Source organism: Dorea sp. ICN-14282 (genome assembly GCF_037890115.1).
Classification (GTDB): domain Bacteria; phylum Bacillota; class Clostridia; order Lachnospirales; family Lachnospiraceae; genus Dorea_B; species Dorea_B phocaeensis.
In genome coordinates, this window is record NZ_JBBKBH010000001.1 from 347,269 (window position 1) to 363,880 (window position 16,612).

17 protein-coding genes are annotated in these 16,612 nt (G+C 43.1%); 16 read left to right on the forward strand and 1 reads right to left on the reverse strand.

Translation table 11 applies throughout. The features are described 5' to 3' along the window. The first annotated feature begins 56 nt into the window (after positions 1-56). The 12 genes from WKT00_RS01665 (at position 57) to WKT00_RS01720 (ending at position 11,747) form a co-directional block, all read left to right on the forward strand. Entirely contained in the window at positions 57-263 is a 207-nt protein-coding gene (locus tag WKT00_RS01665; RefSeq protein WP_101694455.1) for an alpha/beta-type small acid-soluble spore protein, read from the forward strand. A 134-nt stretch (positions 264-397) separates the two neighbouring features. Next, positions 398-1,630 (forward strand): D-alanyl-D-alanine carboxypeptidase family protein, encoded by a 1,233-nt coding sequence (locus tag WKT00_RS01670; RefSeq protein WP_340260535.1) that lies wholly within the window; start codon positions 398-400, stop codon positions 1,628-1,630. Between the two features lie 89 nt (positions 1,631-1,719). Then, entirely contained in the window at positions 1,720-2,622 is a 903-nt protein-coding gene (locus tag WKT00_RS01675) for a metallophosphoesterase (protein WP_242962627.1), read from the forward strand. 42 nt (positions 2,623-2,664) lie between these two features. Then, the gene (locus WKT00_RS01680; protein WP_101694453.1) at positions 2,665-3,414 is read left to right on the forward strand and encodes a segregation and condensation protein A; all 750 of its coding nucleotides are present in this window, start codon (positions 2,665-2,667) and stop codon (positions 3,412-3,414) included. A 29-nt stretch (positions 3,415-3,443) separates the two neighbouring features. Further along, a complete protein-coding gene (gene scpB, locus WKT00_RS01685; protein WP_173814199.1) occupies positions 3,444-4,022 on the forward strand; it encodes an SMC-Scp complex subunit ScpB in 579 nt (192 codons plus the stop codon). 71 nt (positions 4,023-4,093) lie between these two features. Continuing rightward, the gene (locus tag WKT00_RS01690) at positions 4,094-5,308 is read left to right on the forward strand and encodes a D-alanyl-D-alanine carboxypeptidase family protein (RefSeq protein WP_340260540.1); all 1,215 of its coding nucleotides are present in this window, start codon (positions 4,094-4,096) and stop codon (positions 5,306-5,308) included. Between the two features lie 174 nt (positions 5,309-5,482). Then, positions 5,483-6,763 carry an aminotransferase class I/II-fold pyridoxal phosphate-dependent enzyme gene (locus WKT00_RS01695; RefSeq protein WP_340260542.1) on the forward strand — a complete coding sequence of 427 codons (1,281 nt, stop codon included), beginning with the start codon at positions 5,483-5,485 and terminating at the stop codon, positions 6,761-6,763. Positions 6,764-7,070: 307 nt separating this feature from the next. Continuing rightward, positions 7,071-8,102 (forward strand): recombinase RecA, encoded by a 1,032-nt coding sequence (recA, locus tag WKT00_RS01700; RefSeq protein WP_101694450.1) that lies wholly within the window; start codon positions 7,071-7,073, stop codon positions 8,100-8,102. 2 nt (positions 8,103-8,104) lie between these two features. Next, a complete protein-coding gene (locus WKT00_RS01705) occupies positions 8,105-8,713 on the forward strand; it encodes a regulatory protein RecX (protein ID WP_340260544.1) in 609 nt (202 codons plus the stop codon). Positions 8,714-8,837: 124 nt separating this feature from the next. Then, positions 8,838-10,391: a ribonuclease Y gene (gene rny, locus WKT00_RS01710; protein ID WP_340260546.1), complete on the forward strand. Its 1,554-nt coding sequence runs from the start codon at positions 8,838-8,840 to the stop codon at positions 10,389-10,391. Between the two features lie 136 nt (positions 10,392-10,527). After that, a complete protein-coding gene (locus WKT00_RS01715; RefSeq protein ID WP_340260548.1) occupies positions 10,528-11,070 on the forward strand; it encodes an NUDIX domain-containing protein in 543 nt (180 codons plus the stop codon). Between the two features lie 131 nt (positions 11,071-11,201). Next, positions 11,202-11,747: a stage II sporulation protein M gene (locus tag WKT00_RS01720; RefSeq protein ID WP_340261538.1), complete on the forward strand. Its 546-nt coding sequence runs from the start codon at positions 11,202-11,204 to the stop codon at positions 11,745-11,747. A 70-nt stretch (positions 11,748-11,817) separates the two neighbouring features. On the opposite strand, the gene WKT00_RS01725 is transcribed toward WKT00_RS01720, so the two are convergent. Next, on the reverse strand, positions 11,818-13,143 hold the full coding sequence (locus tag WKT00_RS01725; protein ID WP_173814201.1) for a polysaccharide biosynthesis protein: 1,326 nt from the start codon (positions 13,141-13,143) through the stop codon (positions 11,818-11,820). 142 nt (positions 13,144-13,285) lie between these two features. Here WKT00_RS01725 and WKT00_RS01730 point away from each other — a divergent pair, with 142 nt between their 5' ends. From WKT00_RS01730 to mnmA, 4 genes are all read left to right on the forward strand, one after another. After that, on the forward strand, positions 13,286-13,744 hold the full coding sequence (locus WKT00_RS01730) for an RrF2 family transcriptional regulator (RefSeq protein ID WP_101694444.1): 459 nt from the start codon (positions 13,286-13,288) through the stop codon (positions 13,742-13,744). Positions 13,745-13,810: 66 nt separating this feature from the next. Then, positions 13,811-14,995, forward strand: coding sequence for a cysteine desulfurase NifS (nifS, locus tag WKT00_RS01735; protein WP_340260551.1), 1,185 nt, complete (start codon positions 13,811-13,813; stop codon positions 14,993-14,995). 75 nt (positions 14,996-15,070) lie between these two features. Further along, entirely contained in the window at positions 15,071-15,511 is a 441-nt protein-coding gene (gene nifU, locus WKT00_RS01740) for a Fe-S cluster assembly scaffold protein NifU (protein WP_101694442.1), read from the forward strand. A 14-nt stretch (positions 15,512-15,525) separates the two neighbouring features. After that, on the forward strand, positions 15,526-16,611 hold the full coding sequence (gene mnmA, locus WKT00_RS01745; protein ID WP_340260553.1) for a tRNA 2-thiouridine(34) synthase MnmA: 1,086 nt from the start codon (positions 15,526-15,528) through the stop codon (positions 16,609-16,611). Position 16,612: the final 1 nt, after the last annotated feature.

Sequence of the window (16,612 nt, forward strand, 5' to 3'; positions counted from 1 at the left end):
ACTAGCATTGTAACAAACAACAAAGTTACAAAGTTACCAAAAGGAGGAGAAGAGTAATGGCAAATCGTTCATCTAACAAAGCAGCCGTACCTGAAGCAAAGGGTGCATTAGACAAATTCAAATATGAGGTTGCAAATGAATTGGGCGTACCGTTAACAGATGGGTACAACGGAGACCTGACATCCAGACAGAATGGTTCTGTAGGTGGATATATGGTGAAGAAGATGATTGAACAGCAGGAAAAACAGATGGCTGGAAAATAACTTCTATTTTAATTCGGGACGGAGTAAAATGAAACTTTACTCCGTCCCGAATTATATTTTACCCTGTCCCTTTTGTATAATTTTGACTTTTTTCTATTATATATAGTAGTAATCGATTGCTAGAGGAAGAAAGTATGAAAAAAATCATTGCAGTTATTGTGGGAATTTTAGTGGGAATCCAAAGCATATGGATATTTCCGGGAGAAAAATGTGTCTGTGCAGAAGAGCTGCCTGGCTCGCAGGAAAATCAGCAGGAACAGGAAGCAGAACCAGAAGAAATGAGTAAGTCAGTGGAAGTGGCCGCGCCGTCTGCAATCCTTATGGAAGCATCCAAGGGTCAGGTTATCTATGAAAAGAGTGCAGATCAAAAGCTTGCGCCGGCCAGTGTGACGAAAGTGATGACGCTTCTCTTGATTTTCGATGCTTTGGAGGAAGGTAAGATTCGTTTAGAGGATTCGGTGACGGTGTCAGAGTATGCGGCATCGATGGGCGGTTCTCAGGTGTTTTTGGAGCCGGGAGAAACGCAGACGGTGGATACCATGATTAAATGTATTGCAGTAGCCAGTGCGAACGACGCATGTGTGGCAATGGCTGAGCATCTCTGCGGAAGCGAGGAGGCATTTGTCAGCCAGATGAATCAGCGGGCTAAGGAACTGGGAATGAAGAATACCAGTTTTTTGAATTGTAATGGTCTAGATGCAGACGGGCATAAGACGACGGCGAAGGACATCGCATTGATGTCGCGGGAACTGATCATCAAATATCCAAAGATTCACGAATATTCCATGATCTGGATGGAGAATATTACCCACGTTACAGAGAAAGGCGAGACAGAATTTGGGCTTGCAAATACCAACAAGCTGGTACGCCAGTACGAGTACACCACAGGCTTGAAGACCGGATCTACGGGTCAGGCAAAATTTTGTATTTCGGCTACCGCAGAAAAGGACGGTGTAGAACTGATTGCGGTGATCATGGCAGCCCCGGATCCAAAGCAGAGGTTTCGGGATGCAACGACTCTTCTTAATTATGGATTCGGAATATGCAGGCGATATCAAGAGGAAAAGGTACGGCCGGTGGGAGAGGCAAAGGTTATAAGGGGAGTGAAAAAGACGGCGAAAGCAAAGCAGAAAGAACCGTTTGCTTATGTAGATACAAAGGGACTTGATTTGACGGGAATGAAACGAAAAGTTGTTTGGAATAAGAAGATTCAGGCGCCGATAAGAAAAGGGCAGGTTCTTGGTATGTCTGTTTATTATCTGAATGGGGAGAAAGTCGGAAATGTTGAAATTGTGGCGGCAGAGGCGGTCGGAGAGATTACATATAAGACGGCTGCAAAAGAAGCTGCCAGAAGCTTTTTGTTGTAGAGCAAAGAGTAAAAGCGAGCGGGAAAGGTATTTGCAAATCCGGGAAAATAATTATATAATGATCCAAGATATAAAAAGGAGAAGGATCATTGAAGATAGAAATGAAAACGGCAGGGATTCTAGGGGCGGCAGTCGTCCTGGGAGTATTCCTGATGATAGAAATTATTCGGGAGATGCATACCTTTCGTGTAGTACATTATTGTATTGAGTCACCAAAACTTATGGGAATGAAGCGTGCCAGAAGGGCAGTATTCCTGACGGATCTTCATAATTATTGTTACGGGGAGAATAATGCGAGACTTTACCAGGCTATTGTAGACGCAAAGCCGGATGTGATTTTCATCGGGGGAGATATGTTGGTCCGAAAGGATGGATGCTCCTTTGAAAAAACGGCGGAATTTTTGGGGAAACTGCCTGGAATCTGTGATGTTTACTGTGCGAACGGAAACCATGAGCAGAAATTGAAAGAATGGCCAAAGAAGTATCGCCAATCCTATCAGGAGTATCGAAAGCTTCTGACAAACGCAGGGATTATAATGTTGGAAAATGACTGTGCAGAGCTTTTGTGGGATGAAACAAATGTGAAATTGACAGGACTTGAAATTCCCCTCTATGGATATAGTAGATTTGGGAAGAAACAGATTCCTGTAAGTGAATTGAAGCGAAGGATCGGGCAGGCAGATGAGAGTTATCAGATTCTGCTTGCTCATAATCCGGATTATATGGATCAGTATCTGGAATGGGGAGCTGATTTGGTTCTGTCTGGTCATCTTCACGGGGGAATTGTAAGGCTTCCGTGGGTTGGCGGTGTCATTGCGCCGAATTTCACCTTGTTTCCGAAGTATTCCGGAGGACATTACCGGAAGAAAGATACGGATATTGTGGTGAGTCGAGGACTTGGCGCGCACTCTATTCCCATTCGTTTGTGGAACCCGGCAGAACTGGTTGTACTGGAATTTCAAACTTGTGGAAATAAAAAAAATCCTGTATAATATATAAATTGTGATAAAAGGATGAATGTGTGAGGGATATCTATGGGAATTCCGGTAAAACTGCAGGTGTTTGAAGGACCGCTGGATTTGTTGCTGCACCTGATTGATAAAAATAAAATTGATATATACGATATTCCGATTGTGGAGATCACAAATCAATATATGGAGTATATTCAGGCGATGGAGAAAGAGGACCTGAATATAATGAGCGAATTTCTGGTGATGGCGGCTACACTTTTGGATATTAAATGCAAGATGCTGCTTCCGAAAGAAGTGAATGAAGAGGGCGAGGAAGAGGATCCTAGGCAGGAACTGGTAGAGCAGCTGCTGGAATATAAGATGTACAAATACATGTCTTACGAGCTGCGGGATCGTCAGATGGACGGAGAACAGGTGTTGTATAAAGACCCGTCAATTCCGAATGAAGTGCTGGAATATGTAGAACCGGTAGACTTAGATGAATTGCTTGGAGATCTGACTTTGGCTAAGCTGAACCGTATTTTCAAAGAAGTGATGAAAAAGCAGGTGGATAAGATTGATCCAGTCAGAAGTAAGTTTGGAAAGATCGAAAAAGAAGAAGTCACCCTTCCGGATCGACTTGATTTTGTCAGTGAATATGCCAGAACCCATAGTCGATTCAGTTTTCGGTCGCTTTTAGAACAGCAAACTTCCAGAACACAGATTGTGGTGACGTTTCTTGCAGTGCTGCAGCTGATGAAGGAAGGGGTTATTCTGATCCGTCAGGAGCATGCATTTGATGATATTTTGATCCTGTCCCGGATTGAAGAATAGCGGGAGAAAGATTGAATGGGAAAGGTAGTATGGATAGAGTGGAAATCAATAGATTAGAAGGAATTATAGAGGCAATTTTGTTTACCATGGGAGATTCTGTAGAGCTTGGCAAGATTGCAGCAGCCATTGAGCATGATGAGAATACAACGCGCAAAATCCTGCATCGAATGATGGACAAGTACGATGCAGAAGACCGTGGACTTCGAATTATTGAGCTGGAAAATGCGTTTCAAATGTGCACGAAGAAGGAAATGTATGAATATCTGATCCGCGTGGCAAAACAGCCAAAGCGTTATGCACTTACGGATGTACAGTTGGAAACGCTGTCGATCATTGCCTACAAGCAGCCGGTGACTAAACTGGAGATAGAAAAAATCCGAGGAGTGAAGTCGGATCATGCGGTTAATAAGCTGGTGGAGTATAATCTGGTCTGTGAAAGAGGACGCTTGGATGCACCGGGAAAGCCGATTTTGTTTGGAACGACGGAAGAATTTTTAAGAAGATTCAGTATTCAGTCGGTAGAGGAGCTGCCAAGTCCGAATCCGGAACAAGTAGAAAGTTTCAAAGAGGAAGCAGAGGAAGAGGTGCAGCTGAAACTGGATATCTGATCATCTTTTGGAATAATAAGGCTGGGACTTTCATATATTGATGTGATATCAGATGGTGTGGTGCCGGGGTTATGAAGAAAAAGCGATACATAGCAGGAGCTCTTGTTTTGGTGCAAATGTTGTTGGGTCTGGGTATGGGAAATGTCTGGGCGAAAACAGCAGAGAGTGAGGACGAGCCGAAACAGTTATACGCCCAGTCTGCAGTCCTGATGGACGCGGACAATGGGCGTATTTTATTTGGAAAAGAGGCAGAGGTGATTCGTCCAAATGCGAGTACAACTAAGATTCTGACCTGTATTCTTGCACTGGAGTCAGAGGCAGGCGAGCGTGTGATATGCGTTTCCCGCAATGCGGCCAGTCAGCCGAAAGTACGGTTGGGGATGAAAGAAGGGGAGAAGTTTTATCTTAGAGATCTTCTTTACTCGCTGATGTTAGAATCACATAACGACAGTGCGGTTGCCATCGCGGAAGCTGTGGAAGGAACGGTAGAAAAATTTGCAGACCGAATGAATCAAAAAGCAAGGGAAATTGGCTGTGAGAATACCCATTTTATTACTCCGAACGGGTTGGATGCTTCGGATAAGGATGGAATACATGGGACAACGGCGGCTGACTTAGCAGCTATCATGCGTTACTGTATTACCCAGTCGCCGGAAAAAGAACGATTTCTTGAGATTACGCAGACTAGAGAGTACACTTTTGGGGATGTGGAGGGAAAACGAAAATTTTTCTGTAGAAATCATAATACATTTTTGAATATGATGGATGGGGCACTGTCTGGGAAAACTGGTTTTACAAATGATGCAGGATATTGCTATGTAGGGGCGCTTCGAGAAAAAAATAGAACCCTTATTGTAACGCTTCTCGCATGTGGGTGGCCAAATCATAAGAGTTATAAATGGAGTGATACAAGAAAATTGATGGAGTATGGACTTTTAGTCTATGCGCCTTATTACATATGGAAAGATCCGGGGAAAATGAACCTTTTGGCAGAAAATGCCGTAAATGAAGAAAGCCCCTGGAAACGGACTAAGAAGGTGAAAGCGGCAGTGCGGGAGGATTCTGGTTTTCAGATGCTTCTAAAGGAAGGGGAGCAAGTCACTGTTAAGAAAAGGATTGAAGAAAACGTGAAGGCGCCTGTAACACAGGGGCAGGCGGTGGGGGAGATGGAATATTTCCTGAATGGTGAAAAAATTGCATCCTATCAGATAGAAGCCTGTGAAAGTGTTAAAAAGCGCAGTTTTTTCTGGTGTTTGAAATGTGTGATGGAATGGATGTGCCTTTGAAACTAGATTGTCAAAATATGAACAAATGAATCTTTGGAAAGTGTATACTTCAAAAAGAAAGGTTTGTGAGGATTTTAATGCAAGTTTTTTTGGGAAAAATGCAAGATTTAATTGACGAAATGTCAAAAATCATATAAAATAGCAATCGTGAATAAAAAGTGGAGGGAAATCGGCATGGCAGCATATAAAGACATGAGCAGAGAAGAGCTGTCTGCATTAAAGCAGGAGCTGGAGCAGGAATTTAAAAAAGTAAAATCAAAAAAATTAAAACTGGATATGTCCAGAGGGAAGCCGTCGGCAGAGCAGCTGAACCTTTCCATGGGAATGATGGATGTATTAAGAAGCGATTCAGACCTGATTTGTGAAGAAGGTGTGGATTGCAGGAATTATGGCGTTTTAGATGGAATTCGTGAAGCAAAACAGCTTCTTGCAGATATGATGGAAGTGCCAAAGGATAATATTATTATTTTTGGAAATTCCAGCCTGAATGTAATGTATGACACAATATCAAGAGCGATGACACACGGAATTATGGGAAGCACGCCGTGGGCAAAGCTTGACAAGGTGAAATTTCTTTGCCCGGTACCGGGATACGACAGACATTTTGCAATCACAGAGCATTTTGGAATTGAGATGATCAATGTTCCGATGACTTCAGAAGGTCCGGATATGGATCTTGTAGAGAAATTGGTTGCGGAGGACGATGCGATCAAAGGAATCTGGTGTGTTCCGAAATATTCTAATCCGCAGGGAATCACTTACTCTGATGAGACAGTGCATCGTTTTGCATGTCTGAAGCCGGCAGCAGAAGATTTTCGTATCTATTGGGACAATGCATATGGAATCCATCATCTCTATGAAGAGAAGCAGGATTATCTGATTGAGATTCTGATGGAATGTAAGAAAGCCGGTAATCCGGATATGGTTTACAAATTCGCATCTACATCGAAAATCAGTTTTCCGGGTTCTGGAATCGCGGCAATCGCGGCGTCCGATGCGAACTTGGCAGAGATCCGGAAGCAGATGCAGGTGCAGACAATTGGCCATGATAAAGTAAATCAGCTGCGCCATGCAAGATTTTTCAAAGATATACATGGTATGGTAGAACACATGAAAAAACATGCCGATATTATGCGTCCAAAGTTTGATGCTGTGCTGGAGACGTTGGAAGAAGAATTGGAAGGACTGGAGATCGGTTCCTGGATTGCACCGCGCGGCGGGTACTTTATCTCTTTTGATGCAATGGAAGGCTGTGCGAAAGCGATTGTAGAGAAGGCGAAGGAAGCTGGTCTTGTTATGACAGGGGCAGGTGCGACCTTCCCATATGGAAAGGATCCAAAAGACAGCAATATTCGTATTGCACCGTCTTATCCGACGTTGGAAGAATTAAAAGAGGCCGTAAAAATTTTTGTGCTGAGCGTAAAATTGGTGAGCATCGACAAATTACTTGGCTAGATTGGAAAATATGTCTGTGTTGCAGAAGAACTGCGGCATAAAAATGAGATCACCCAACTCCCAAGAGGTTGTTGCCTTGAGGGGTGGGTGATTTTTTTCTCGGAAAATAGCATTGACGTAAAATGGGTTCTGTGCTAACGTAATAAATATCTAAGAGAGCTCTTATATTTCTGTTTCTATCGTAAGTTTACAGATCGTAAAGTTTGTTCCTTATTTTGGGAAATACATATTGACAATTTGGAATAAGTATACTACTATATTAACTACAAAACGAACACTTGTTCGTTGGATAAAAGGAGAATTTATTATGGCAAATGAAGATAAGAAAAAAGCATTGGATGCGGCGATTGCAAAGCTGGAGAAGGATTTTGGGAAAGGAACGGTTATGAAGCTTGGAGATCCGGGAGCTCAGGTAGCGGTGGAGACGATTCCGACCGGATCTTTAAGTCTTGATCTGGCGCTTGGGCTTGGAGGTGTGCCAAGAGGACGTATTGTTGAGGTTTATGGACCTGAATCCAGTGGTAAGACGACGGTTGCGTTGCATATGATAGCAGAAGTTCAGAAGAGAGGCGGAATCGCGGGGTTTATTGATGCGGAACATGCGCTTGATCCAACTTATGCGAAGAATATAGGAGTCGATATTGATGAACTTTATATCTCTCAGCCGGACAGCGGAGACCAGGCGCTTGAGATTACAGAAACGATGGTACGTTCAGGGGCACTTGATATTATTGTTGTAGACTCTGTAGCAGCACTGGTTCCAAAGCAGGAGATTGAAGGAGATATGGGAGACAGCCATGTGGGATTGCAGGCAAGATTGATGTCTCAGGCGCTCAGGAAATTGACACCTGTGATCAGCAAGTCTAATTGTGTGGTGATTTTCATCAATCAGCTTAGAGAGAAGGTAGGCGTGATGTTTGGAAATCCGGAGACGACCACGGGAGGACGTGCCCTTAAGTTCTATGCATCTGTTCGTATGGACGTAAGGAGAATTGAGACATTAAAGCAGAGCGGTGAGATGGTGGGTAACAGAACCCGTGTGAAGGTGGTAAAGAATAAGATCGCGCCTCCGTTTAAGGAAGCGGAATTTGATATTATGTTTGGAAAAGGAATTTCTAAAGAAGGAGATATTCTGGATCTGGCAGTAGGACTTAATCTGGTAAGTAAAAGTGGATCCTGGTTTGCATATAATGGCGAGAAGATCGGACAGGGAAGAGAGAATGCCAAAAAGTATCTTTCAGAACATCCGGAAGTGATGGAGGAATTGGAAGAGAAAATCCGTGCTCACTATCATATTGGCACAGAGGCACAGGAAGACGGAGAGATCGGAGAAGAGTAAGAATGGTTATTACCGGGATCGAACCGATAAATAAGACAAAATGTCAGGTGTATCTTGATGGGGAGCCGGTATTTCCACTCTATAAAGGAGAAATTTCGCGTTATCAGCTGAAACCGGAGATGGAACTGGAGGAGGAGACATATCAGATCATTCGGTGCGAGATTGTATTAAAGAGAGTGAAGCTTCGTGCCATGCATCTTTTGACTGATATGGGGAGAACAGAAGCGCAGCTTCGGACAAAGCTCTTAAGAGATGGCTATTCGGAAGAGATTGTAAGCGAAGCGGTTGCTTATGTGAAATCTTTTGGATATATCAACGATCTGGAGTATGCAAGGAGTTTTATTAATAGCCGCAAAGAGAGAAAAAGCCGAAAAGAGATTTATGCTTCATTGTGCCAGAAAGGAATTTCACGAGAATGGATTGAAAAAGCGATGGAAGAAGAATATCAATACGAGGATTCCAAAGAGGCGATTCGCACTCTCCTTCGGAAAAAAGGTTATGATGCGGAAAAAGCAGATTATGAAGAGAAGCATAAGGTCATGGCATATCTGGTGCGGAAAGGATTCTCTTATGAGGAGGTCCGAAGCGCAATGCGGTTGGACGAATGGTAGTTGTATCGTCTGAGTAGGTCAACTGATACAAGTTTCTGAGGTGAATGCTTGACAGAATTGTGAAAACAGTATAAAATTTAAGTGTTGTATTTGTACAATGAAAATTAAATAAGGAGGTGCTCCTGTGCCGAATGGAATTATAATTGCTGTAGCAATTGTGTTGATCGTTGTAGCGGCAGTCATCAGCCATTTTGTCACTGTTTCAAATCTGAAGAAGAATGCAGATTCTAAGATTGGAAATGCAGAGACAAAGGCAAGAGAAATTATTGATGATGCAGTGAAGACGGCAGAGGCAAAGAAGAAGGAGTCTCTCTTGGAAATTAAGGAAGAATCGATCAAGAACAAGAATGAGCTTGAGAAAGAAACCAAGGAACGCAGAGCGGAATTACAGCGCTATGAGAAGCGTGTCCTTTCCAAGGAAGAGGCTTTGGATAAGAAAGCAGATGCTATCGAGAAGCGGGAAGCAGGATTTACGGCAAAAGAAGAACAGCTTAGACAGCGGGAAGCGAAAGTGGAAGAGCTGAGTAAGCAGCGTGTACAGGAACTAGAAAGAATCTCAGGACTTACCTCCGAACAAGCAAAAGAATATTTGTTAAAAACTGTTGAAGATGATGTGAAACATGATACTGCGAAGATGATCAAAGAGATGGAAGCGCAGGCAAAGGAAGAGGCAGATAAAAAGGCAAAAGAATATGTCGTTACTGCAATCCAGAGATGTGCTGCAGATCATGTTGCGGAGACTACAATTTCTGTTGTACAGCTCCCAAGTGATGAAATGAAAGGAAGAATTATCGGACGAGAGGGAAGAAATATCAGAACTCTTGAGACACTGACGGGTGTGGAATTGATTATTGATGATACACCGGAAGCAGTTGTGCTGTCAGGTTTTGATCCGATAAGACGTGAAGTTGCACGAATTGCGCTGGAAAAATTGATTGTGGATGGTCGAATCCATCCGGCTCGTATTGAGGAGATGGTTGAGAAGGCGCAGAAAGAAGTAGAGACAATGATCCGGGAAGAAGGAGAGACTGTGGCACTGGAAGTCGGTGTACACGGTATTCATCCGGAATTGATCAAACTTCTTGGACGTATGAAGTTCAGAACCAGTTATGGACAGAATGCATTAAAGCATTCTATGGAAGTGGCCCAGTTGTCTGGATTACTGGCTGGAGAAATTGGACTGGACGTCAGAGTGGCAAAGCGCGCAGGACTTCTGCATGATATTGGTAAATCAATCGATCATGATGTGGAAGGCTCACACATTCAGATTGGTGTAGATCTTTGCAGAAAGTACAAAGAATCTGCAACAGTTATCAATGCGGTAGAGTCACATCATGGAGATGTAGAACCAGAAACTCTGATTGCATGTGTTGTGCAGGCGGCTGATACTATTTCCGCGGCAAGACCGGGAGCGAGAAGAGAGACATTAGAAACATACACAAACAGGTTAAAACAATTAGAAGATATCACCAACCAGTTTAAGGGAGTTGATAAATCTTTTGCAATTCAAGCAGGTAGAGAGATTCGAGTTATGGTAGTTCCAGAACAAGTATCTGATGCAGACATGGTATTGATGGCTAGAGATATTGCGAAGCAGATTGAGTATGAGCTAGAATATCCTGGACAGATTAAAGTTAATGTAATCCGCGAATCAAGGGTTACAGATTATGCCAAGTAGAAGATAAATGTATAACAGGACCGGTTCCAAAGCCGGTCCTGTTTTTCAATTTTTGACTATAAATTTGACTGTTTTAGAAGTCAGTATATTTATTTACCTGGATACGAAAGTGTGGGAGAAAAAAGGAGAGAGAAGTATGAGTGAAGAGATCAAAAGAGTGAAAAGAGAATTAATGTATGAAGGAACGATCTTAAAGGTTTACAAAGATCATATGCAATTTGAGAATGGGAATACTGCAGAATGGGATTTTATCCATCACGATGGTGCAGCGGCAGTAGTGCCGATTATGGAAGATGGAAGAATTCTGATGGTAACGCAGTACCGGAATGCATTGGAAAGAGATACATTGGAAATTCCGGCCGGAAAGCTGGATGATCCGAATGAATCCGGTCTGGTATGTGCATCACGGGAGCTGGAGGAGGAGACGGGCTACCGCAGTGAAAATCTGGAGTGGATCCTTACACTTCGCACAACCGTTGCTTTTTGTGATGAGCGGATTGAAGTCTATGTTGCCAAGGATTTGATTCCGTCCAGACAAAATTTGGATGAAGATGAGTATGTGGATGTGAAAGCCTACACATTGGAAGAATTGAAAGAAAAGATTTTTGATGGAACTATCCAGGATTCTAAAACGGTTGCAGCGCTTTTGGCATATGAGTCTAAATATCTGCGGAAGTAATAGAGTTTGAAGAGAAAATAAAAGAGGAAGCGTTATAAAAGCATAATAAAAACCAGGAATGGCATATAATGAAGTATCTTTTGCATGACATTTTGAAATGGAGTTTTAGCGAACGAAAAGAGACAGGAGGGATGGATGTGAAGATACAAAGGAATCAAAGGATGCTGGCAGCGTTTGGCATGCTTGGATTTGCAGTGGGCATTGTTTATGCGAATCTTATGACGCGAGACTATATTGGAAATATTGGGATTTTCAATGATTTTTTCCTGCAGCAATATGGAATGGTAGAGATTGATATGCCGGATTATCTTTGGTATTTGGGGAGAATTCGGATTCTGCCGGTTGTTTTGCTAGCTATGCTTGGGTATACCAGGTTCCGAAGAGTAGTTGTTTCTGCGTTCTTACTATGGACAGGTTTTTCCTGTGGAATGATCATGACAGCATCGGTACTGCAGATGGGAATTCAAGGGTTGATCTTGTGTTTGATTGGGATGACGCCGCATATGATTTTCTATATTGCGGGATATCTGATTCTCATCTGGTACTTTTATACCTACCCGGTTATGCGCTGGAACGCACAAAAAACGGTTAGTACCATATTATTTCTAGCTATTGGATTAGTGCTGGAAGCTTATGTGAATCCGATCCTGATGCAGGGATTTTTAAAAACATTGTAAAGAAAGAGCCGGAGTGTTGGGAGAATAATTTGGACACTCCGGCTCTTTTTGGGATAAGACTTTTTCAACATCAATTTTGACTTTTTAAAAAATTTGACAAAAAGAAAATGCAGAGTAGAAAGATGCAAATCTGGCTTGCCAACAGCCCATACAGATATCCCAGTATGCCAAAATGTGGGATCAGGATCCATACACTAAAGATTCGGATTCCCAGGCTTAAGGTATTGATGAAAAAAGAAAGCGTAGTTTTTCCGATTCCATTGATTACACTAAGGAGTGTATTGTTGGGATAAAGAAAGGGGCACATGAATGACAGCAGAAAGATAAAATTTCCGGCCAGCGGACTGTGAAATAAAGTTTTTCCGAACCATCTGCCAAAAGTAATAAAGAAAACGCAGCAGATACTGCCAAGAAAAATGCAGGAGTAAGTCACTTTCTTTACCAGATTTTTCAGCCCCATCCGGTGTTTGGATGCTTGGATCTCTGCAACCGTTGGGAGCAGCATAGTGGAGACGGAGTTAGTGATGGCAGAAGGAAACAAGATGCAAGGGAGTGCCATTCCGGTTAATACACCGTAAATGCTTAGGGATTCCTTTACCGTCATGCCATAAATTTGCAGACGAACCGGAATGGAGACTGCCTCGATGCTCTGCAGGATATTCAATAGGATGCGGCTGGCAGTTAAAGGTGCAGACAGACAAAGCAGTTCCTTGGTATGATTGAAAAATGTGGAAGGTGCAGGCGGTGCAAATGGACCAAATAGGTGGTGGTTTCTGACGGCATATAGGCAGAATAAGGATGAAAATGCCTCTCCGGCAATTAGTCCGGTTACTGCAATCGAGATATCGAAGGAGATACTATGTTTTGTCAAATACTGATACAGAAGAAATACGGACAGAATTCGGATGCCCTGTTCTAGAAGTTGAGACAGAGCGGGAATTTTTGTCTGTTTTCTTCCAAAGTAGTAACCGCAGATACAGCTGTGAACGGCGGCAAAAGGAAAGACATAGGACAAAATAAGTAGAAATCGGGTGCAGCGAAGGTCACAAAGAACGTTTTTAGCAAGAAAGGATGAAGACTGCTGCAGGAAAAAGGTGATGATAAGGGAAAAAGATACCGTCAGAAATAGGCTGGTAATCAAAAGCTGTCTGGCGTTTTTTTCATTCCCTTTCGTCAGTTCTCTGGCAACGAGGCGGGATAATGCTAGTTCGATGCCGGCACAGGTTAGAGAATAGCCCAGGGCATAGACCGGGAAAATCAGCTGGTACAGACCGACTCCTTCCTCCCCGAATGTGTGGCTTAAAAAGATGCGATAGAAAAAGCCCATAAACCGTGTGATGAATCCGGTTGCAGTTAAAATAAAGGTCCCTTTTAAGAGCAAATGCTTTCTTGACATGAAAGACTCCTTAAAAACGCAGAAATAGTGATATTGTTATAAGATATTCCGGGGAAGCGCTTGACAGAACCAAAATGCGATGGTATTCTACAGAAGAAAGATATCCAAGTAAAATACTAGGGATTAAAAAGAAGGTGAGAATTTGAAGCTTTCGACAAAGGGAAGATACGGACTTCGGGCAATGATTGATCTTGCCAGATATGCAGATAAAGAACCGGTTTCCATTGGAAGTATTGCGTTGCGTCAGGATATATCAGAAAGATATCTGGAACAGTTGGTAGCCCTTCTTAAGAAGGCGGGATTAGTCAAAAGTATCCGGGGTGCATCCGGGGGCTATGTGCTGGCAAAGCCAAGAGCGGAGATCTCTGTTGGAGATGTACTGCGGGCGCTGGAAGGAAGCCTGGAACCGGTAAAATGTGCAGCTTTCTATTCGGAAGAAGGGTGTGGGTCAGCGGGAAGCTGCGTTACCAAATATGTGTGGCAGAAGATTAATGACAGCATTAACCAGACGGTAAATGAGATTATGCTGGATGAACTGGTTCAGAAGAGTCTAGAAGTAAATCCGTCAGGAGAAGAGGGAGAGCACCGCTGCAACAGTTAAAATGGCGATGTATGGAAATAGAGAAGAAAAGATCAAAAGATTTGAGAAAAAACAGGAGGAAAGAATATGGACAGACTGATTTATTTAGATAATGCGGCAACCACAAAGACGGCGCCGGAAGTGGTGGAGGCAATGCTTCCATACTTTACAGAAAAATTTGGAAATCCATCCAGTGTATATAGTTTTGCAGCATCTAATAAAGAGGACATTACCTGTCAGCGTGAGCGGATTGCAGAAGTACTGGGCGCAAATGCCAATGAGATTTATTTTACGGCGGGCGGCTCGGAATCTGACAACTGGGCGCTGAAAGCAACAGCAGAAGCTTATCAGGATAAAGGAAACCACATTATTACAACCAAAATTGAACATCATGCGATTCTTCATACGGGAGAATATCTGGAAAAAAGAGGGTTTGAAGTTACTTATTTGGATGTGGATGAAGATGGAAAGGTGAAGCTAGAGGACTTAAAAGCAGCGATTCGTCCAACTACCATTTTGATTTCTGTTATGTATGCTAATAATGAAATAGGAACCATTGAGCCGATTAAAGAAATCGGCGAGATTGCACATGAGCATGGGATTCTCTTCCATACCGATGCGGTTCAGGCATTTGGACAGGTACCGATCAATGTGGATGAATGTCATATTGATATGTTAAGTGCAAGCGGACACAAATTGAATGGTCCAAAAGGAATCGGATTTTTGTATATTCGCAAAGGTGTGAAGATTCGTTCCTTTGTGCATGGCGGATCACAGGAAAGAAAAAGACGTGCGGGAACGGAAAATGTGCCGGGAATCATCGGTCTTGGAACAGCGGTAAAACGGGCGGCAGATACGATGGAAGACAGAGCAAAGAAAGAGACGCAGCTTCGGGATTATCTGATTGAGCGCGTGCTGGCGGAGATTCCTTACTGTAAGCTGAATGGACATCGTACCGATCGGCTTCCGAATAATGCGAACTTTAGTTTCCGATTTATTGAAGGAGAGTCTCTTCTGATTATGCTGGACATGAAAGGAATTTGTGGATCAAGCGGATCTGCCTGCACATCAGGATCGTTAGACCCATCCCATGTCCTTCTGGCAATCGGGCTTCCGCATGAGATTGCACATGGTTCTTTGCGCCTGACTCTGAATGAAGAGATTACAAAAGAAGAGATTGATTATGTGGTAGAGAGCCTGAAAGAGATTGTGACCCGTCTAAGAAGTATGTCTCCGCTTTATGAAGATTTCATAAAAAAGCAGGGGAATTAATTTGGAATAGTTCAAAGTGTGGAAAAAGCAAATAATAAAACGATAGAAACAGAGAATCAATAAGGAGAAAAGTGTATGTATACAGAAAAAGTAATGGATCATTTTCAGAATCCTAGAAATATGGGAGAAATTGAAAACGCAAGCGGTGTAGGTACGGTAGGAAACGCAAAGTGCGGAGATATTATGAGAATTTATCTGGATATTGATGAGAATCAGATTATCCAGGATGTAAAGTTTAAAACTTTCGGGTGCGGAGCTGCAGTTGCAACCAGTAGTATGGCAACGGAGCTGGTTAAGGGTAAGAACATTCAGGAAGCGATGGAAGTGACAAATAAAGCGGTTATGGAAGCCCTCGATGGACTTCCGCCGGTGAAAGTTCACTGCTCTTTGCTGGCAGAAGAGGCAATTCATGCAGCCCTTTGGGATTATGCAGAAAAGCACGATATTAAGATTGAAGGTCTGGAAAAACCAAAATCAGATATTCACGAAGATGAAGAAGAGGAAGAAGAATACTAGGCCGGAGGCGTAAAATGGAGAAAAAGAAGGTTGTAGTCGGAATGTCAGGCGGTGTGGATTCTTCTGTGGCAGCATGGCTTCTGAAAGAACAGGGATATGATGTAATTGGAGTAACCATGCAGATCTGGCAGGAGGAAGAAAAAGACGATCAGGAAGAGAATGGAGGCTGCTGCGGGTTAAGCGCAGTTGAAGATGCCAGAAGAGTGGCGGCATCCCTTGAAGTTCCTTACTATGTTATGAATTTCAGGCAGGACTTTAAGGAACGGGTGATCGATTATTTTATCGGAGAATATCAGCAGGGGCGTACGCCGAATCCTTGCATTGCCTGTAACCGCTATGTGAAGTGGGAGGCTTTGCTAAAGAGAAGTCTGGATATCGGGGCAGACTATATTGCGACCGGTCATTATGCTAGAATCGATCAGCTGGAAAATGGAAGATACGCGGTGCGTACTTCTCAGACAGCGGCAAAAGATCAGACGTATGCGTTGTACAATCTGACACAGGAACAACTTTCCAGAACCAAGATGCCGGTAGGCGATTATACCAAAGAAGAGATTCGTAAAATGGCAGAAAAAATTGGGCTTAGGATTGCAGATAAGCCGGACAGTCAGGATATTTGTTTTGTGCCGGATGGAGATTACGCCTCCTATATAGAAGCAAACAGCGTGAAGAAAATCGAACCGGGAAATTTCGTGTTGAGTGATGGAACAGTGGTAGGACAACATAAGGGAATCATACATTATACGGTCGGTCAGCGAAAAGGCTTGGGACTGTCTCTGGGACATCCGGTTTTTGTATTGGAGATTCGTCCGGAGACGAATGAAGTTGTAGTAGGAAGCAATGAGGAGTCCATGTCTCATTATGTGAGAGCAAATCAGGTGAATTTTATGTCAGTGGAAGATCTGCCGGAGAAGAGACGGGTTTGGGCAAAGATTCGCTACAACCATAAAGGGGCGTGGTGTATTGTGGAAAAGACTGGAGAGGATGAAATCCTATGCACCTTTGAAGAGCCTCAGCGCGCCATTACTCCAGGCCAGGCAGTTGTTCTCTATGAAGGAGAGTATGTGCTTGGCGGCGGAACAATTATAGGAGATGAGTAGA

Excerpts from the sequence above, each read along its gene's own strand:
- WKT00_RS01665 (WP_101694455.1), top strand. The coding sequence starts at position 57 with ATGGCAAATCGTTCATCTAACAAAGCAGCCGTACCTGAAGCAAAGGGT.
- WKT00_RS01670 (WP_340260535.1), top strand. The coding sequence starts at position 398 with ATGAAAAAAATCATTGCAGTTATTGTGGGAATTTTAGTGGGAATCCAA.
- WKT00_RS01680 (WP_101694453.1), top strand. The coding sequence starts at position 2,665 with ATGGGAATTCCGGTAAAACTGCAGGTGTTTGAAGGACCGCTGGATTTG.
- scpB (WP_173814199.1), top strand. The coding sequence starts at position 3,444 with ATGGATAGAGTGGAAATCAATAGATTAGAAGGAATTATAGAGGCAATT.
- WKT00_RS01690 (WP_340260540.1), top strand. The coding sequence starts at position 4,094 with ATGAAGAAAAAGCGATACATAGCAGGAGCTCTTGTTTTGGTGCAAATG.
- WKT00_RS01695 (WP_340260542.1), top strand. The coding sequence starts at position 5,483 with ATGGCAGCATATAAAGACATGAGCAGAGAAGAGCTGTCTGCATTAAAG.
- recA (WP_101694450.1), top strand. The coding sequence starts at position 7,071 with ATGGCAAATGAAGATAAGAAAAAAGCATTGGATGCGGCGATTGCAAAG.
- WKT00_RS01705 (WP_340260544.1), top strand. The coding sequence starts at position 8,105 with ATGGTTATTACCGGGATCGAACCGATAAATAAGACAAAATGTCAGGTG.
- WKT00_RS01715 (WP_340260548.1), top strand. The coding sequence starts at position 10,528 with ATGAGTGAAGAGATCAAAAGAGTGAAAAGAGAATTAATGTATGAAGGA.
- WKT00_RS01720 (WP_340261538.1), top strand. The coding sequence starts at position 11,202 with ATGGATGTGAAGATACAAAGGAATCAAAGGATGCTGGCAGCGTTTGGC.
- WKT00_RS01725 (WP_173814201.1), bottom strand. The coding sequence starts at position 13,143 with ATGTCAAGAAAGCATTTGCTCTTAAAAGGGACCTTTATTTTAACTGCA.
- nifS (WP_340260551.1), top strand. The coding sequence starts at position 13,811 with ATGGACAGACTGATTTATTTAGATAATGCGGCAACCACAAAGACGGCG.
- nifU (WP_101694442.1), top strand. The coding sequence starts at position 15,071 with ATGTATACAGAAAAAGTAATGGATCATTTTCAGAATCCTAGAAATATG.
- mnmA (WP_340260553.1), top strand. The coding sequence starts at position 15,526 with ATGGAGAAAAAGAAGGTTGTAGTCGGAATGTCAGGCGGTGTGGATTCT.